The sequence below is a fragment of the Myxococcales bacterium genome (assembly GCA_012517325.1).
Lineage (GTDB): Bacteria > Lernaellota > Lernaellaia > Lernaellales > Lernaellaceae > JAAYVF01.
This window is the reverse complement of sequence record JAAYVF010000015.1, coordinates 1-16,425: the sequence shown is the minus strand read 5'-3', so window position 1 is coordinate 16,425 and position 16,425 is coordinate 1. Positions and strand designations below refer to the sequence as shown.

Here is a 16,425-nt window from a genome sequence, read left to right as displayed (position 1 = left end):
TTTGGATTCCGGTTTGCGCACGGAACGACGAAAAACGCGGTGCTCGCGCCGACCGCCTTTCCGACCGATTGCGTGTTTTCCGGCGATGGAGGGCTCAGTTGCCTGTTCCCGGCGTCCCCTTGTTGACCAGATAGCTGAACACCGCTTCCGCGTCGAAAACCCGGTCAGGTTCCGGGGTGCTGTCGTCGTTGTCGTCGTTATCATCGTCGTCGCTGGAGTCGTCATCGGCGTTGTCGTTGTCGTTATCGTTGTTGTCGTCGTTATCGTCGTTGTCGTCGTTGTCATCATCGTCATCCGCCTCGGCGTCCTGTTGGATCGACGAGGTTTCGCTGTTGTAATCGTAGTAATACAAATACACGCGGAAATTCAGGAAAACCGGGATGGTTTCGACCAGCGGAATCACAAATTCGACGTTTTTAATGTTGGTGTCCTGCACCCATTCGATCGGGTCCCAGGCCTCGCTGGCGGCATCCTGGTTGATCAATTCCAGGCGGGCGTTGATCTTCTGATCGGGAAAACGCGACAGGGTTTCAACGAGAACCTGGCTGTGGATGCGCAGGCCGATCTGTCCCTCGCTGACGTCGAATTTCGCCGCGCCGATGACCTGATCCTTCTTCAAATCGAACAGATCGTCACGCAGCACCTTGATATCGACGGTGACGGAGGAGTCGTCATCCTCTTTGTCATCACCGTTGTTACAGGCGGCGACCAGGCCGAAAACCAGCAGACCGACCGTCAGGCAGGTTGCCAAGATATGCCAGAGTTTGGGGCGCATTTCCGTTCCTCCATGGGGCCGGTGCGAGTCATCGCCGACCCGTTCCCTGTTTTAACGGTCCGCCGGGGTCGCGGCAAGGGGATTTTATGGGTTGCGCGTTTTTCACCGATATATTTAATGAAGGCGAGGCGGCTTGACTTGTCGGCCGAAACTTCTATATCTTCCTGCATCCTGCCCGCCGGGATGCCGGGGGAGGTGTTGTTGTTTGCCGATTTGCCGGCCGAAACGACGAAAGGAGATCGCCCCAGGGCGAAACGAGTAGCGAGCCATGTTCGACAACCTACAGGATAAACTCGGCAAGGTTTTTAAAAACCTGCGCGGCCACGGCAAATTGACCGAGGCCAACATTCAGGATGCCTTGCGCGACGTGCGGCTGAGCCTGCTGGAAGCCGACGTCAACTTCCGGGTCGTGAAGAAGTTCCTGCAGCAAGTGCAGGACCGCGCGCTCGGGACCGAGGTGATGGGCTCGCTGACTCCCGGGCAGGTTTTCGTCAAGATCGTGCACGAGGAACTGGTCGGCCTGATGGGCGAAAAGGCCAGCGAACTGCAACTGGGCGGAAAACCGCCGGTCCCGGTCATGTTCGTCGGTCTCCAAGGCTCCGGCAAAACGACCACGGTCGGCAAGACCGCCATGTTGCTCCGCAAGAAAGGCCGCCGGCCGTTGCTCGTACCCGCCGACGTCTACCGTCCCGCCGCTATCACGCAATTGAAGACCCTGGCGGCGCAGATCGACATGCCCGTTTTCGATTCCAATACCGGCATGGATCCGGTCGATATCTGCCTGAAGGCCTATCGCCAGGCCGAACTGGGGGGGCAGGACATTCTGCTGATCGACACCGCCGGCCGGCTGCAGGTCGACGAGCCCATGATGGCCGAGTTGGAGCGGATCAAGTCGACGATTTCGCCGGCCGAAATCCTCTTCGTGGCCGATGCGATGACCGGCCAGGACGCGGTGAACGTCGCCCAGACCTTCAACGAACGCCTGACGATCACCGGCGTCGTGCTGACCAAGATGGACGGCGATGCCCGCGGCGGCGCGGCGCTTTCGATCAAGGCGGTGACCCAGAAGCCGATCAAGCTCGTCGGCGTCGGCGAAAAGATGGACGCCATCGAGGTGTTCCACCCGGACCGGATGGCCAGCCGCATTCTCGACATGGGCGACATCCTGACCCTGGTCGAACGGGCCGAATCGACCATTTCCGAGAAGGAGGCGGCCAAACTCGAGGAGAAACTGCGTAAAAACCAGTTCAATCTCGAGGATTTCCGCGATCAGCTGAAACAACTTGCCAAAATGGGCAGCTTCGAATCGTTGCTGTCGATGCTGCCGGGCATGGGCCAACTCAAGGCGCTCAAGGGCATGCAACTGGACGATTCCGAGCTGAAGCGGACGATCGCCATCATCGACTCGATGACCGCCGAGGAACGGCGCAATCACATGATCATCAACGGCCAGCGCCGGTTGCGGATCGCCAAGGGATCGGGAACCTCGATCCAGGACATCAATGGTTTGCTCAAACGGTATGTCCAGGCGAAGAAGATGATCGGCACCATGGCCAAGAGCGGCGGCAAGATGTTCGGCGGCATGATGCCGTCCGGCGCCGGCGGCGGCAAATCGGGGCCGGCGGGAAAAAAGGTTAAAAAAGGCAAGAAGGGCAAAAAACCGGTCGTGAGTTTCCCCTTTCGCTAAAGGGAAAACTGAGTATATTATTAACGTTCAACCATCAACTGTTCGAGAGGATACGGAACATGGCGCTGAAAATGAGGCTGGCGCGGTTTGGCGCAAAGAAAAAGCCATTCTATCGCATCGTGGTTGCGGAAAGTGTCTCTCCCCGCGACGGCCGGTTTGTCGACCAGGTCGGCACCTACGACCCGAAACTGGAAACGAACAAAGTGGTTTTCAATGAAACCAAGGTTCGGCATTGGCTCGAAAAGGGCGTGATCCCCACCGAAACCGTTCGGAGTTTTCTGAAAGCGATGGGTTTCCTGGCGAAAAAAGCCTGAGCTGAGCGATTTCATTCTGACGCTGCATGTGGTGCATCGAGGGGGTTGTGAGTCATGAAAATGTTGATCGAATATATCGCCAAGGCATTGGTCGATAATCCGGATGAAGTCCAAGTCAACGAGATCGCCGGTGAATCCACTTCGGTTCTCGAACTTCGCGTCGCCAAGGAAGATCTGGGAAAAGTAATCGGCAAGAACGGCCGGACGGCGCGCGCGATGCGGACCATCTTGTCGGCGGCCTCCACCAAGGTGCGCAAACGCGCCGTGCTGGAGATCCTGGAGTAACTGTCTTCCGTTACGACAAGCTTTCGCGGAGCTCCCTTGTTCGTCTCATTGGGTAAAATCATTAAAACCCAGGGACTGCGGGGAGAGTTTCGCGTTTTTCCCCACGGCGGCGAATCCGCTAACCTCGCCACTCTCGACCGGGTGACCGTCGCCGATCCCGCCGGCAATCGATTCGCCGCGCAGTTGCGATCCTGTCGTCAAAAAGGCCCCGTCTATATTCTCCAGGTCGAGGGCATCGATTCGATCGAGCAGGCCGAACGCCTGGTCGGCGGCGAGATTCTGGCGCTTCAGGAAGATTTGGAGCCGTTGCCGGAAGGCGAATTCTACTGGTACGAATTGGTCGGCATGGAAGTCACGACCGAGGAGGGCCGCCGCCTCGGCCGCGTGGAATCGATCATCCCCACCGGCGCCAACGACGTTCTGCAGGTAACCGGCGGCGGTCGCGAGTGGCTGCTGCCCTATATCGACGACGTAGTCTTAAACGTCGATCGCGAAGCGAAAAAGATCACGGTCCGGTTGCTAGCCGGACTGGATTGAACTCCGGGTAGTCGTCAATCACCACGAATGAGAGTCACGAATTAGAAAACAACAATTGTTTTTCCGTTCGTGTTTATTCGTGGTTTCTTCCCTGTCTTTTCCCGTTGAAACCAAGTTGGTGTGCCACGTCTTTATCCCGCGGAACGCGGGAGAAAGGCGTGGTTTCCTCCCTTATTTGTAGCGCAGTTTGACGACCAGTTCCTTGACGGCCGCGGCGGATTTATCGAGCGCCAGCTTTTCCTCGTAGGTCAGATTCAGTTCGAAGATTCGTTCCATGCCGCCGATACCCAGCAGCACCGGTACGCCCAGATAGATGCCGCTGTGGCCGTACTCGCCCTGGAGATACGCGGCGCAAGGCATGATGCGTTTTTCGTCCTTGATGATCGCCTCGATCATCTGCAACGCGGCGGCGCCCGGCGAATTGAAGGCGCTGCCGGTTTTCAGCAGGGAGACGACCTCCGCGCCGGCGTTGCGGGTGCGCTCGATCAGCGCGGCGATGCGGTCGGCCGAGATCAATTGTTCGAGCGGCACGCCGCCCACCGAGCAGTAGCGGATGAGCGGCACCATGCTGTCGCCGTGGCCGCCGAGGACCAGGGCGCTGATGTCCTCCACCGAAACGCCCAGTTCCCAACTGATGAAGGTACGCAGCCGGCCGGAATCGAGGACGCCCGCCATGCCGATGACGCGCTCGCGCGGGAACCCGGACACCGCCTTGGCCACGTGGCACATCGCGTCCAACGGATTGCTGACGATGATCAGGATCGCGTGCGGACTGAGCGGCGTCACTTCCTGCACGACGGATTTCATGATCTCTTCGTTGGCCGCCAGTAGGTCGTCGCGGCTCATGCCCGGCTTGCGGGCCATACCGGCGGTGATCACGATGACGTCGGAGTCGGCGGTTTCGCGATAGTCGTTGGTGCCGACGATCTTGGTGTCGAAGCGGATCAGCGGCGCGGCGGCCATCAGGTCGAGCGCCTTGCCCTGCGGCAGGCCGTCGACCACGTCCACCAGCACCAGGTTGCCCAAATCCTTGGCCGCGGCCCAGGCCATCAGGGCCGCGCCGACGTTGCCCGCGCCGACGATCGTGATTTTTTTACGCACCATGAGTACTTCCCTCCGGCCATTTGCTGACGGGTTGGCGGACCGCTCCTGTTTTTGTCGGGAACGAAGAATTCATTCGGATCAGGTTGCATCGCCCGGGGGCGATCGCCTATTCTTTATGCTTGAACCAAATATGGGGAGCGTGGTGGACAAAGTCAAGTTGACGCAGCTATCCCACGGCAGCGGCTGAGCCTGCAAACTGGCTCCGGGTGAGCTGGCCGCCGTGTTGGAGAAACTGCCTCGTCCGACTGACGCCCGGGTGCTGCTCGGCCTGGGCGACGACGCCGGGGTGTATCTGCTGCGCGACGACCTGGCCTTGGTCCAGACGGTCGATTTCTTTACGCCGATCGTCAACGAGCCGCGGGCCTTCGGCGCCATCGCCGCCGCCAACAGCCTGTCGGACATCTACGCCATGGGCGCCACGCCGCTGACCGGCTTGAACATCGTCGCCTTTCCGCAGAAGGGGCCGCCGGGCATGGAAGTGCTGTCGCAGATCCTCGCCGGCGGCTACGACAAAGCGGCGGAGGCGGGCCTGCAGATCATCGGCGGCCACACGGTGGACGACCGGGAACCGAAATACGGCCTGGCGGTGACCGGCCTGATCGACCCGCGCGAATTGCTGGCCAAGAAGGGCGCGCGGCCCGGCGATTTGGTCATTCTGACCAAGCCGATCGGCACCGGAATTCTCGCCACCGCTTTGAAAGCGGAGATGGATCCGCCGGGAACCGAACCGTTGCTGATCGAAACCTGCTCGTTCCTCAACGACAAGGCGGCGGCCGTCGCGCGGCGCGTCGCGGCCCACGCGGTCACCGACGTCACCGGCTTCGGCCTGGTGGTGCATTTTCACGAGCTGCTCGGCGCCTCGGGGCTCGGCGGCGAATTGTGGCTCGACCAGGTGCCGGTTCTGCCCGGCGTGGCGGCGTGCCTGGAAATGGGCTTGATCCCGGCCGGCACGTACGCGAACCGCGATTATGCCTATCAATGGATGCAGATCGACGCGGCGATCTCCGACGATCTCCTGCTGCTGGCCAACGACGCCCAGACCAGCGGCGGGTTGCTGATGGCGGTCGCGCCGGAACGGGCCGAAGAAGCCCGCCTCGCCCTGCGCGAAGCGGGTGTCGCCTCGCCCGCGATCGTCGGCCGGATTCTGGACCGGCCCGGACCGCTGCTGCTCAAACCGGGTCGCTGATCATGAAATTGCGGCAGCTTGATCTCGGCTCGTTGCCGCCGGTGCTGCTGGCGCCGCTGGCCGGCTACAGCGATGCGCCGTTCCGCGCCGTCTGCCGCCGCCAGGGCGCCGATCTGACCTTTACCGAGATGGTCAGCGCCGACAGCCTGGCGCTCGCGCGGCCCCAGAGCAAGGGCTTTCTGAAAACGATGGGATTGCTCGATGCCGAGTTCGACGACCATCCGCTGGCCGTGCAGCTTTTCGGCAAAGATCCCGAACACCTGGCGACGGCCTGCCGGATCGTGCAAAACGAGCGGCCCGTGGAATGGATCGATCTCAACGCCGGTTGTCCCGTGCGCAAGGTGGTGAACTCGGGTCACGGCGTGGCGTTGATGCGCGACCCGCCGCTGCTCGGGCGGATCGTCCGCGCCCTGCGGCGGGCGACGGACCTGCCGCTGAGCGTCAAGCTGCGCGCCGGCGCGGAACAGGTCAATGCGCTCGAGTGCGCAGCTATCTGCGAGCGGGAAGGCGCCGACGCGGTCATCGTGCATCCGCGGACGCGGGCGCAAATGTTCGGCGGCGTCGCGAATTGGTCGCTCATCGCCCAAGTCAAGCAGGAACTGCGGATTCCGGTGATCGGCAACGGCGACATTCAATCGGGCGCCGACGCGGCGCGGCTGCTCGCGACCACGCATTGCGACGCGGTGATGATCGGTCGCGCGGCCGTGGCGCGGCCGTGGATTTTTCAATCCGTCAAAGCCGTGCTGGCCGGCGCGCCGGAACCGCCCGATTACGACGGATTGCGGCGATTGGCCTTGCTCCGGGAACACGTCGAGTTGTCGTGCCGCTACAAGGGCGAGGTCCGGACCGCCAAGGAAATGCGGAAATTCGCCTTGTTTCTTATTAAAGGAATGCCCGGAGCGGCGGCGGCCCGGCGCGATATCGCCTCGGCCGCAAGCATCGCCGAAATGCTGGCCTTGGCCGCGCAGGTCTTGCGTCAAACGGATGGAGAAGAGCCATGAAAGAAAAAATGGATCGCCAGTTGGTCGGCGCGTTCGATCATTTTTGCCTGCGGTATCTCCATTCGGTAATACCCGGCGAATTGAGCAACGTCCACGAAACCGTCATCGGCTTTTTTGAACGGCGCCTGTTGGAATTGGCCATGCGCGAATGCAACGGCAACCAATTGGCCGCCAGCCGCCTCTTGGGAATCCACCGCAACACCTTGCGAAGGAAGCTGCAATACCACGAAAAGTCGCTTGGCGGCTAGGGCTTGATTTCACTTGCTTTTTAGTAGTAATGAATGATTGGGAGATGGGGAATATTCGGCCTGTAATGCCGTGAGTCAGAAAAGAGCAAAGAATTTTTGGAAAAGTACCTGCCGGTATTTTTAAAAGTTTTTCACCGGATGACATTAGGCACTTGGTGCCTCCTGACATTGGTAAACCCCTTTTCAAATCATTTAGTTACGGTTATTAAAGATGCGAGATAGCGTGAAACGGGAACCGTTGGTTCTTTGCATTGCCGGTTTCGATCCAACCGGGGGCGCCGGTTTGCTTGCGGACGCGCGGTCATTAACGATGGTCGGCGCGCGTTGCCTGGGAGTTGTTACGGCTCTCACAGCCCAGCGGCCCAGTGGCCCTGCTCGCATTTTTCCGGTGGATGTCCGGCAAGTGAAACGAACGCTAAATGAATTGATCGCCGAGTTGAAACCGGCGGCGATTAAAATCGGCATGTTGGCCGAAACGAAAATAGTCAGAGCAAGCGTGGACTTTTTAAAAAAATCATCTTTGAATTGTCCAGTCGTGTTGGATCCGGTATTGAGGGCCGGCGCCGGGGGCGATTTGTTGGCGCCTGACGGGATGCAGGCGATTCGGCATCGTTTATTGCCGTACGTCCTGCTGGTGACGCCGAACGTGCCGGAAGCCGAGGCACTGACTGGAATGAAGATCCGCTCGGTCGCGGAGATGAAGCAAGCCGCAATCGCAATCCGGGAAATGGGCGCGCGGTACGTTTTAATCAAGGGCGGCCATTTGCCCGGAGATCCGACAGACATCCTGGCGGGGCCGGAAGGCATGCGCCTTTGGAAAGGCAAACGCCTGACAACGCGGCAAATCCACGGCACGGGATGCATGCTGTCCTCGATGGCGGCCGGATATCTGGCTTTGGGGAAGCCAATTACGGAGGCAGTGGCGAAATCCATTCGCCGGGTTCGGGGAGGAATCCAAACTGCCTGGCCGCCGGCCGCGGAATCCGCGACCGGCTGGTGCTATCTCGGGTCTTGAATCCGAGACGGCATTTATTGGATCAGAGGGAGCTGAGAAGCAATGCAAGCGAATACCCCCAACGACGAAACTCGGGTTTTTCGGCACCTGCCGATGAGCCGGCGGGAAATGGAATGGCGGTGCTGGGATCAACTTGACGTGATCCTGGTGACCGGCGACGCCTTTATCGACCACTCCGGCTTTGAGATCGCGATCTTGGGCCGGGTGTTGGAAACGATGGGTCTGCGCATCGGATATATCGCCCAGCCGGACTGGCAATCGAAAAACGACATTCAACAACTGGGCAAACCGCGCCTGTTCTTCGCGGTCTCGGCGGGCAAGAACGATTCGATGGTGGCCAACTACAGCCCCACGAAACGACCGCGCAAAATCGATTTTTTCAGCCCTGGACGGTTGCCGGGATTGCGCCCGGACAGCGCCTGTAAGGTTTACGCCGAACTGATTCACGACACCTTTCCGGACGTGCCCATCGTGCTGACGGGCATCGAGGCGTCCGGCCGCAAGCTGGCTCATTTCGATTTCTGGGACGACGCGCTGCGCCCCGGCCTGCTCGCCGAATGCCCGGCCGACCTTTTGCTCATCGGGCCCGGCGAACGGGCGATGACCCAGGTCGCGCAGGTGCTGGCGCGCAACGGCTCGGTGTTCGACTGCCGGAACATTCGCGGCCTGGTCTACAAGATCACCAAAGACAAAATGAACGAGGCGGAAAAGCTGCTGCCGCCGGAATACATCGAATTGCCCGGCTACGGCGAGTTGAAACTTTCCAAACAGACCTTCGTCGATTTTCAGCGGCTGGTCGCGGCCAACAGCGACTACCACTGCGGTTCCCGCCCGCTCGTGCAGCGTTACGACGATTGCGTGCTGGTGCAGACGCCGCCGCAGCGGCCGCTGTCCACCGGCGAACTGGACCGGATCCACGCGCTGCCGTATTCGCGGACCCCGCATCCGCGGTATCGCGAAGCCGGGCCGATACCCTCGTTCGAAACCGTGAAATTCTCGTTGACGACCCATCGCGGCTGCTTCGGCGATTGCACGTTCTGCAATCAACGGCAGTACGAAGGCCGCTACATCAGCCAGCGCAGCAAGGAATCGATCATCAAGGAAGCCATGCTGATTTCCGGGTTCCGGTATTTCCGGGGCTGGATCAGCAACGTCGGCGGCCCGGTGGCGAACATGTACGGCATGGGCTGCCAGCTCGACATCGACGCCAAGGGGCAATGCACCCGCCGCAGTTGCCTGGAACCCGATCGTTGTCCCAACCTGAAGGTGGATCATTCGGATTACCTGGATCTGCTGCAGGCGGTGCGTTCGGTGGACGGCGTGGAACGTTGCTATCTGTCGAGCCACTTGCGGATCGACTTGCTCGAGGCCGATCCGGTCGGCGAAAAATTTCTGGAAGAGGTGATGCGCCATTTCCTTTCCGGCCACCTCAAATTGCCGCTCGAGCATGTCTCTGAAGAAGTGAATCGGCGCCTGCGCAAATATCACAACGGCACGATCGAGCGCTTCATCGAGAAATTCAACCATTTGAAGGGCAAGTTCGAGCTGGGCGACTTGTCGATCACCCCGTATTTCATCAGCGCCCACCCCGGCAGCCGGTTGGAAAGCGCGATCGAGATCGCCCAATTCCTGAAACAGCACGGCCTGGATCAATGCCAGATCCAGGATTTTGTACCCATGCCGGGCACGGATTCCGCCTGCATGTACTACACCGGCATCGATCCGTCCTCCGAAGAACCGGTCTACCGGCCGCTGGCCTACCGCGAGCGCAAACTGCAGCGCAGCCTCTTCCAATTTTACAAGCCGCAGAACGAACGGTACGTGTTCGAGGCGTTGAAAGAGGCCAACCGACTGGACCTGGTCGGCAGCGAATGCCAGTGCCTGTTGAAGAGCGAGCCGCAATGGTCGCCGTTTGAATGAAAAGACGAGGTAGACCGATCGGTTGATCGGTTCAAAGGGATCGCCGTTTTATAAAAACGACGATCGCGGCGTGGCTTGCCACCGGTTGATTTTCCACATATTTTGCATCCGCTTTTATTCGATCAAACCAGGAGGCGAATCCGGGTGTCTGTGTGGCAAAATCCCGGTATTCGCCAACGGGTGGTTCGACCGGTTATTGAGGAGAAAAGGCCATGATATCCAGCGAGTTGGAACGTATCGAACGGGAAATCGTCGACCAGTCGGCGATGGTCGATCGCTTGTTGACGGAAATCGGCAAGCGGATCATCGGCCAGAAGGGTATGGTCGAGCGGATTTTAATCGCCATCCTGGCCGACGGCCACGTGCTGCTCGAGGGCATGCCCGGCCTGGCCAAGACCCTGGCGGTCAAGACCTTCGCCGCGGCCATCGACGCCAAGTTCTCCCGCATTCAGTTCACGCCCGACCTCCTGCCCGCCGATCTCGTGGGCACCTTGATCTACCGCAAGGAAACGGGCGAATTTGTTCCCAAGCTCGGCCCGGTTTTCGCCAACCTGATCCTCGCCGACGAAATCAACCGCGCCCCCGCCAAGGTGCAAAGCGCCCTGCTCGAAGCCATGGAAGAACGCCAGGTGACCATCGGCGACGCCACCCACCAATTGCCGTCGCCCTTCCTGGTGTTCGCCACCCAGAACCCGATCGAGCAGGAAGGCACCTATCCGCTGCCCGAGGCCCAGCGCGACCGCTTCCTGCTCAAGCTGCGGATCGATTACCCGACGCGCGAGGAGGAAAAGCTGATTATCGAACGCATCGGCTCGGCGGTGCTGCCGGAAATCGACAAGGTGCTGACGCCGGCCCACCTGCTGGAAATGCGCCAGGTGGCGCACCGGGTGCGCGTCGACGAGAAGATCGAGCGCTACATCCTCGACCTGGTGTTCGCGACCCGCTATCCGGATCAGGTTCGGGGCCTGAAGGATTGGGCGGCGCTGTTCGAGTACGGCGCCAGCCCGCGCGCCAGCCTGGGTCTGCTGGCCGCCGCGCGCTGCCACGCCTTCCTGCGGCACCGCGCCTACGTCACGCCCGAGGACATCAAAGCCATCGGCCCCGACGTGCTGCGGCACCGCATCATTCCCAGTTACGAGGCCGAGGCGGAGGAGAAAACGGTTGAGGATCTGGTGAAGGCCGTCTTCGACAACGTCGAGGTGCCGTGAGGCGCGGGAGCCGGGGGCCATGCTGACCGAACAGGCCATACGCCGCATCCGCCGGGTGGCGATCACGACCCGGAAACAGGTGGAAACCGGATTTTCCGGCGCCTACCATTCCGTCTTCCGCGGCCGCGGTTCGCAATTCGACCAGGTGCGTCCCTACCAGGCGGGCGATCCGATCCGCGACATCGACTGGAACGTCACCGCCCGCACCGGCGAGCCGTTCGTCAAACTGTTCACCGAGGAACGCGAACTGACCCTGCTGCTGGTGGTCGATGTCAGCGCCTCGGGCATTTTCGGCTCGGTGCGCGGCAAGCGCGAACTGGCCGCCGAGGCCGCCGCCATCCTCGCCTTCTCCGCCGTTTCCATGGGCGACAAGGTCGGCTTGTTGCGGTTCACCGACCGCATCGAGCAGTACGTGCCGCCGCGTAAGGGCGGCAAGCACGTCTGGCGCGTCATCCGCGATCTGCTGGCCGGCGAAACCGTCGGCGTCGGCACGGACATCGCCCAGGCGCTGGCCCATCTGCGCAAGGTGCGCCACCGCCGCGCGGTGGTGGTGTTGATCAGCGATTTCCGTTCGCCGCTGCCGTTCGAGCGCGAATTGCGCGCCGTGGCCGGCCGGCACGATCTGGTGGCGATGGAGGTGCTCGATCCGCTGGACGTGGCGTTGCCGAAGGTCGGCCTCATCGAGGTGGAGGACGCCGAGAACGGCGAACGGCTGTGGATCGACACCTCGCAGCCGCTGGTGCGGCGGCGGTATGAATTGCGGGCCGCCCAGCAGCGCCGCCGCCTGGCCGAACTGTTCGCGCGCAACGGCGTGGATTTTCTGACCCTGCGCACCGACGAGGGCGCCGCGCCGGCGCTGATGCGCTTTTTCGACGCGCGCCAGCGGAGGCGTCGATGAAACGCGCCTTCCTCCTTGCCCTCGGATTGCTGCTGGCCGGGGCCGGAGCGGCCTTCGCGCACGAGGTCGTGCTCGGCGCTTCCGTCACGCCCCAAACGGTTTCCATGGCCCAGCACGTGACCTACACCCTGTTCGCCGAATGGCCCGAAGGCTGGAACGTCGCGCCGCCGCGCCCGCCCGCCGCGACCGATCAGTTCGACGTGGTCGGTTGCGCCCAGCCGGTCATCCACGATTTTCCCGGCGGGCATCGCCGCCTGGAAATGGCCTGCGATCTGGTCGTCTTCGGTTCCGGCAAGGTGCCGTTGCCGGCCTGGCCGCTGCGCCTGACCGATTCCGCGGGCAAGGTCGAAACCGACACCCCGCCGGAGCTGATCCTCGAGGTGGTGGCGCCGCTCGTCGATCAGGACGCCCGCGCGATCAAGGGGCAGGAGAATATCAAGCGCGACTGGCTGAAGATCGGCCTGATCGCCGCAGCGGCCGCCCTCGGCGCCGCCCTGCTCGTGGTGCTGATCGTCTGGCTGGTGCGCCGGCTGCGCCGGCGCGGCGGCAAACTCGCAAAGGCCGAACCCGACGAACCGCCCGACATCCGCGCCCTGCGGCGGCTGGTCGGCCCCGAACTCGAAGCATGGCTGTTTCGCCAGGAGGCCAAGCCCTATTACAGCGAACTGACCGACATCGTGCGCGAATACCTCGAGGGCCGTTTCCATTTTCCGGCGCTCGAGCGGACCACGACCGAAATCCTGGCCGATCTGCGCGGGCTGGATCTGAAAGGCCACGAGGATTTTCTGGCCGATCTGCTGCGCGTGGCCGACCGCGCGAAATTCGCCGGCCTGCCGGTGCCGCCGGGGCGTTGGACCGCCGACCGCGACGGGGCTCGCAAGCTGGTCCAGGATACGCGGCCGATTCTAGCGCCGCCGGTGGCGACTTCCGCCGTGGGCGTTGCGCCGGAAGGCGAGGCGGCCGATCCGGCCGCGGCCGCTGAAACGGCGGCGGACGAAACCGGGGAGAAAAAGGCATGAGCTTCGGGCAACCCTGGTTTTTGCTGTTGCTGCTGCTGCCGCTGCTGGTGCTCGTCCTGCGCTGGCGGGGCAAGCGCGAGGCGACGCTGCTGGTCGGCGACGCCGCCGCGTTCCGCGATTTGCCGGCCGGCTGGCGGCAGCGGTTGCGCAAACTGCCCCTGCTGCTGCGGATTCTGGCGATCGCCGTGCTGGCCTTCGCGGTCGCCCGGCCGATGGCCGCCAAGGTGACCGAGCGCATCAAGAGCGAGGGCATCGACATCCTACTGGTGCTCGACGTGTCCGAGTCGATGCGCGCGCTCGATTTCAAGCCCGACGACCGCATCACGGTGGCCAAGCGCGTCACCGCGAAGTTCATCGAGGGCCGGGTGGGCGACCGGCTGGGGCTGGTGCTGTTTGGCACCGAAGCCGTCACCCAGTGCCCGCTGACGGTCGATCACGAGGTGCTGGTGCAGTTGGTGGAGCAGGCGCAATCGGGGATGCTCGGCGATTCGACGGCGATCGGCATGGCGCTGGCCACGGCGGTCAACCGGCTGCGCGACGCGCCGGGCAAGAGCCGCGTCATCGTGCTGCTGACCGATGGCAACAACAACGCCGGCAAAATCGACCCGATCACCGCCGCGCGCCTCGCCAAGTCCTTGAACATGAAAATCTACACCGTCGGCGTCGGCATCCGCGGCCGGTCGGTGATTCCGATCCGCGACGCGTTCGGTCGCCAGCGGCTCGTGCCGATCGACGACCAGCTCGACGAGGAAGCGCTCCAGCAGATCGCCCGGACCGGCAACGGCAAGTATTTCCGCGCCACCGACGCCGAAGGCCTGGGGCACATCTTCGACGAAATCGACCGGATGGAAAAAACGCAGGTCGAGCGCGAGAAGGCCACGCACTACCAGGACCGTTTCGAGCCGCTGGTCTGGGCCGGCGTCGCGCTGCTGTTCCTGGAACTGCTGCTGGGCGGCGGCCCGCTACGGAAGGTGGAGTAAATGCGGTTCGCGCATCCCGAGGTTCTGTCGCTGCTGGCCCTGGTGCCGTTGATGCTGCTGGGCGCCTGGCTCCTGCGCCGCCGCTCGCGGCGGCGGCTGGAAAGGCTGTTGCCGGCGGCCGAACAGCGCGCGGCCTTGCGAACCGCGCGGCCCGGCGGGGTGGCGCTAAGGCAGGCCTTGCAGGCGCTGGCCGTGACGTTCCTGGTGATCGCGGCCGCGCGGCCGCAATTCGGCTTCGATTACGTCGAGGTGCAGCGCCGCGGCATCGACATCGTGCTGGCGATCGACGTATCGGTTTCGATGCTGGCCCGCGACGCCATGCCCGACCGTCTCGGCCAGGCCAAGGTGATCGCCGGCCGGCTGCTGGACGCGATCGGCAGCGACCGCGTGGCGGTGCTGCCCTTCGCCGGTTCGTCGGTGCTGCGCTGGCCGCTGTCGTTCGACCACGGCGCCGCCAAGATGCTGATCGACGCGCTCGACGCGCAGGCGGTGGGCCGCTCGGGCACCGGGCTGAAGACGGCGGTCGAGGGTGCGCTCAAGCTGTTCACCGCCGACGAGCAGTTCGAAAAGGTGCTGATCATTCTTTCCGACGGCGAGGACCACGCGGGCGGCATCGAGGAAGCGGCGCGCCAGGCCGAGAAACAGAAGCTCATCATCCATACGATCGGCATCGGCGGCGCGCACGGCGTGCCGATTCCGCTTCACGACGGCAAGGAAGAGAATTTCAAACGCGACCGGAGCGGCAACATCGTCTACACGCGGCTCGAACCGGAACCGTTGCAGATTTTGTCGGCCGTCACCGGCGGCCAGTTCGTCCCTGCCTCTTACGGCGGCGAGGACGTGCAAAAAATCGCCGGCACGCTGGCGGCGATGAAGGGCCGCGATCTCAAGTCGAGCACGGTCGTGCGGTACAAGGAGCAATACCAGTGGTTTTTGCTGCCGGCCGTGGCGCTGCTGGCGGCGGAAAGCCTGCTGGGGCGGCGTAAGCGGAGGCAGGGATGAAACGCGCGGGATGGCTGCTGCTGTTGTTGTTCCTGGGCGGGCTGGCCTGGGCGCCGGCGAGCCGGGCCGACAGCGTTCCCGGGTTGGTCAGCCGCGGCAATCAGGCGTTCGCGGCGGGGAAGATCGACGAGGCGCTGGCTGATTATCAGCAGGCCGCCGAACTCGATCCGTCCCGCCCCGAGGTGCAGATCAACCTGGGCAACGCGCTGTTCAAGAAAGGCAATCCGGCCGACGCCCTCAAGGCCTATACCAACGCGCTGACCACCGACGACCCGGGCCTGCGTTCCCGCGCCCTGTACAATCGCGGCACCGCGCAAATCGCGCTGCAGGATTACGGCAGCGCCATTCAAAGCCTGCGCCAATCGCTGCGCCTGAATCCGAACGACGAGGACGCCAAGCACAACCTGCTTTACGCCCAGCAGAAAAAACAGGAGCAGGACGAACAGAAAAAGCAGGATCAGGACAAGAAACAGCAGGATCAAAACAAGCAGGATCAGGACAAACAGGACCAGGATCAGCAGGATCAGGACAAGCAGGATCAGGACAAACAGGACCAGGAACAGCAGGATCAGGACAAGCAGGATCAGGATCAGCAAGATCAGGACAAGCAGGATCAACAAAAACAGGATCAGCAGAAAAAACAGGGCGAGCAGCAATCGACCCCCCAGCCGCAGGACCAGCAGCAGCAACAACAACAAGAACAGCAATCCGCCGAGGAACAGCAAGGCGAGGCCGGCGAGGCTCAGGAGGCGACGCCGTCTCCCGACCAGATCGATCCCGCGGTTGCGGCGGCCATCCTGGACGCATTACAAAAGGAAGAACAACAACAATTGCAGCAACGGTTGCAGACGGAAAAGTCGGATGAGGATGAGGACAAGGATTGGTAGTCTGATCGCGGCGGCCTGTTTGGCCTGCCTGCTGGCGGCGGTGCCCGCCGTCGCGCAGGGGGTGTCGCTGCGCTTGTCCGTTCAGCCGACGGCGGTCGCGGTGGGCGACACCTTTCAGGCGGTCGTCAGCGCGGAAGGCCGCTCCGGCAGTGCACCGGAGCTGCTGGGGGCCGACGGGTTGGAAATCGTCGGCAGTTCGACCCAGAGCAGCGTCAACTTCGTCAACGGGCAACTGTCGGTCAATCGCCAATTCGTCTTTACGCTGCTGGCGCGCCGCGCCGGCCGCTTCACCCTCGTGGCCCGCGTCACCGCCCGGGGCAAGGAAGCGCGGTCCAACCCGATCACCGTGACGGTCGGCA

General features: G+C 62.5%; 18 protein-coding genes. 16 read left to right on the top strand and 2 right to left on the bottom strand.

The annotated features are described in order from the left end of the window. Window positions 1–94 precede the first annotated feature (94 nt). Window positions 95–775: a hypothetical protein gene (locus tag GX444_03680; protein ID NLH47687.1), complete on the bottom strand. Its 681-nt coding sequence runs from the start codon at window positions 773–775 to the stop codon at window positions 95–97. A 268-nt stretch (window positions 776–1,043) separates the two neighbouring features. Between GX444_03680 and ffh the strand changes: the two genes are divergently transcribed. Genes ffh through rimM form a run of 4 tightly spaced genes read left to right on the top strand, consistent with a single transcriptional unit; the run spans window position 1,044 to window position 3,598 of the window. Beyond that, window positions 1,044–2,462: a signal recognition particle protein gene (ffh, locus tag GX444_03675; GenBank protein ID NLH47686.1), complete on the top strand. Its 1,419-nt coding sequence runs from the start codon at window positions 1,044–1,046 to the stop codon at window positions 2,460–2,462. Between the two features lie 59 nt (window positions 2,463–2,521). Further along, entirely contained in the window at window positions 2,522–2,776 is a 255-nt protein-coding gene (rpsP, locus tag GX444_03670; protein NLH47685.1) for a 30S ribosomal protein S16, read from the top strand. A 54-nt stretch (window positions 2,777–2,830) separates the two neighbouring features. Further along, complete coding sequence (locus tag GX444_03665) at window positions 2,831–3,061, top strand: KH domain-containing protein (GenBank protein NLH47684.1); 231 nt, start codon at window positions 2,831–2,833, stop codon at window positions 3,059–3,061. 36 nt (window positions 3,062–3,097) lie between these two features. Continuing rightward, window positions 3,098–3,598, top strand: coding sequence for a 16S rRNA processing protein RimM (gene rimM / locus GX444_03660; GenBank protein NLH47683.1), 501 nt, complete (start codon window positions 3,098–3,100; stop codon window positions 3,596–3,598). 171 nt (window positions 3,599–3,769) lie between these two features. Here the strand turns inward: rimM and mdh are convergent, their stop codons facing one another. Then, entirely contained in the window at window positions 3,770–4,699 is a 930-nt protein-coding gene (gene mdh, locus GX444_03655) for a malate dehydrogenase (protein NLH47682.1), read from the bottom strand. Window positions 4,700–4,922: 223 nt separating this feature from the next. On the opposite strand from mdh, the gene selD reads away from it, so the two are divergent. The 12 genes from selD to GX444_03595 form a co-directional block, all read left to right on the top strand. After that, the gene (selD, locus tag GX444_03650; protein ID NLH47681.1) at window positions 4,923–5,888 is read left to right on the top strand and encodes a selenide, water dikinase SelD; all 966 of its coding nucleotides are present in this window, start codon (window positions 4,923–4,925) and stop codon (window positions 5,886–5,888) included. Between the two features lie 2 nt (window positions 5,889–5,890). Continuing rightward, window positions 5,891–6,889: a tRNA-dihydrouridine synthase family protein gene (locus tag GX444_03645; GenBank protein NLH47680.1), complete on the top strand. Its 999-nt coding sequence runs from the start codon at window positions 5,891–5,893 to the stop codon at window positions 6,887–6,889. Window positions 6,890–6,897: 8 nt separating this feature from the next. Next, entirely contained in the window at window positions 6,898–7,137 is a 240-nt protein-coding gene (locus GX444_03640; protein NLH47679.1) for a Fis family transcriptional regulator, read from the top strand. 223 nt (window positions 7,138–7,360) lie between these two features. After that, on the top strand, window positions 7,361–8,152 hold the full coding sequence (gene thiD / locus GX444_03635) for a bifunctional hydroxymethylpyrimidine kinase/phosphomethylpyrimidine kinase (GenBank protein NLH47678.1): 792 nt from the start codon (window positions 7,361–7,363) through the stop codon (window positions 8,150–8,152). A gap of 42 nt (window positions 8,153–8,194) precedes the next feature. Beyond that, the gene (locus GX444_03630) at window positions 8,195–10,072 is read left to right on the top strand and encodes a YgiQ family radical SAM protein (GenBank protein ID NLH47677.1); all 1,878 of its coding nucleotides are present in this window, start codon (window positions 8,195–8,197) and stop codon (window positions 10,070–10,072) included. A 212-nt stretch (window positions 10,073–10,284) separates the two neighbouring features. Beyond that, window positions 10,285–11,280 carry a MoxR family ATPase gene (locus GX444_03625; GenBank protein ID NLH47676.1) on the top strand — a complete coding sequence of 332 codons (996 nt, stop codon included), beginning with the start codon at window positions 10,285–10,287 and terminating at the stop codon, window positions 11,278–11,280. 19 nt (window positions 11,281–11,299) lie between these two features. Beyond that, window positions 11,300–12,178, top strand: coding sequence for a DUF58 domain-containing protein (locus tag GX444_03620; protein ID NLH47675.1), 879 nt, complete (start codon window positions 11,300–11,302; stop codon window positions 12,176–12,178). Beyond that, window positions 12,175–13,197, top strand: a complete 1,023-nt coding sequence (locus tag GX444_03615; GenBank protein ID NLH47674.1) for a hypothetical protein — start codon at window positions 12,175–12,177, stop codon at window positions 13,195–13,197. The genes GX444_03620 and GX444_03615 overlap by 4 nt, the downstream gene beginning before the upstream one ends. Continuing rightward, a complete protein-coding gene (locus GX444_03610) occupies window positions 13,194–14,177 on the top strand; it encodes a VWA domain-containing protein (GenBank protein ID NLH47673.1) in 984 nt (327 codons plus the stop codon). Before GX444_03615 ends, GX444_03610 begins: the two co-directional genes overlap by 4 nt. Then, a complete protein-coding gene (locus tag GX444_03605) occupies window positions 14,178–15,179 on the top strand; it encodes a VWA domain-containing protein (GenBank protein ID NLH47672.1) in 1,002 nt (333 codons plus the stop codon). After that, window positions 15,176–16,066: a tetratricopeptide repeat protein gene (locus GX444_03600; GenBank protein NLH47671.1), complete on the top strand. Its 891-nt coding sequence runs from the start codon at window positions 15,176–15,178 to the stop codon at window positions 16,064–16,066. Before GX444_03605 ends, GX444_03600 begins: the two co-directional genes overlap by 4 nt. Next, window positions 16,047–16,425, top strand: a 379-nt coding sequence (locus tag GX444_03595) for a protein BatD (GenBank protein NLH47670.1), incomplete at its 3' end; no start/stop codon positions are given. The genes GX444_03600 and GX444_03595, both read left to right, overlap by 20 nt.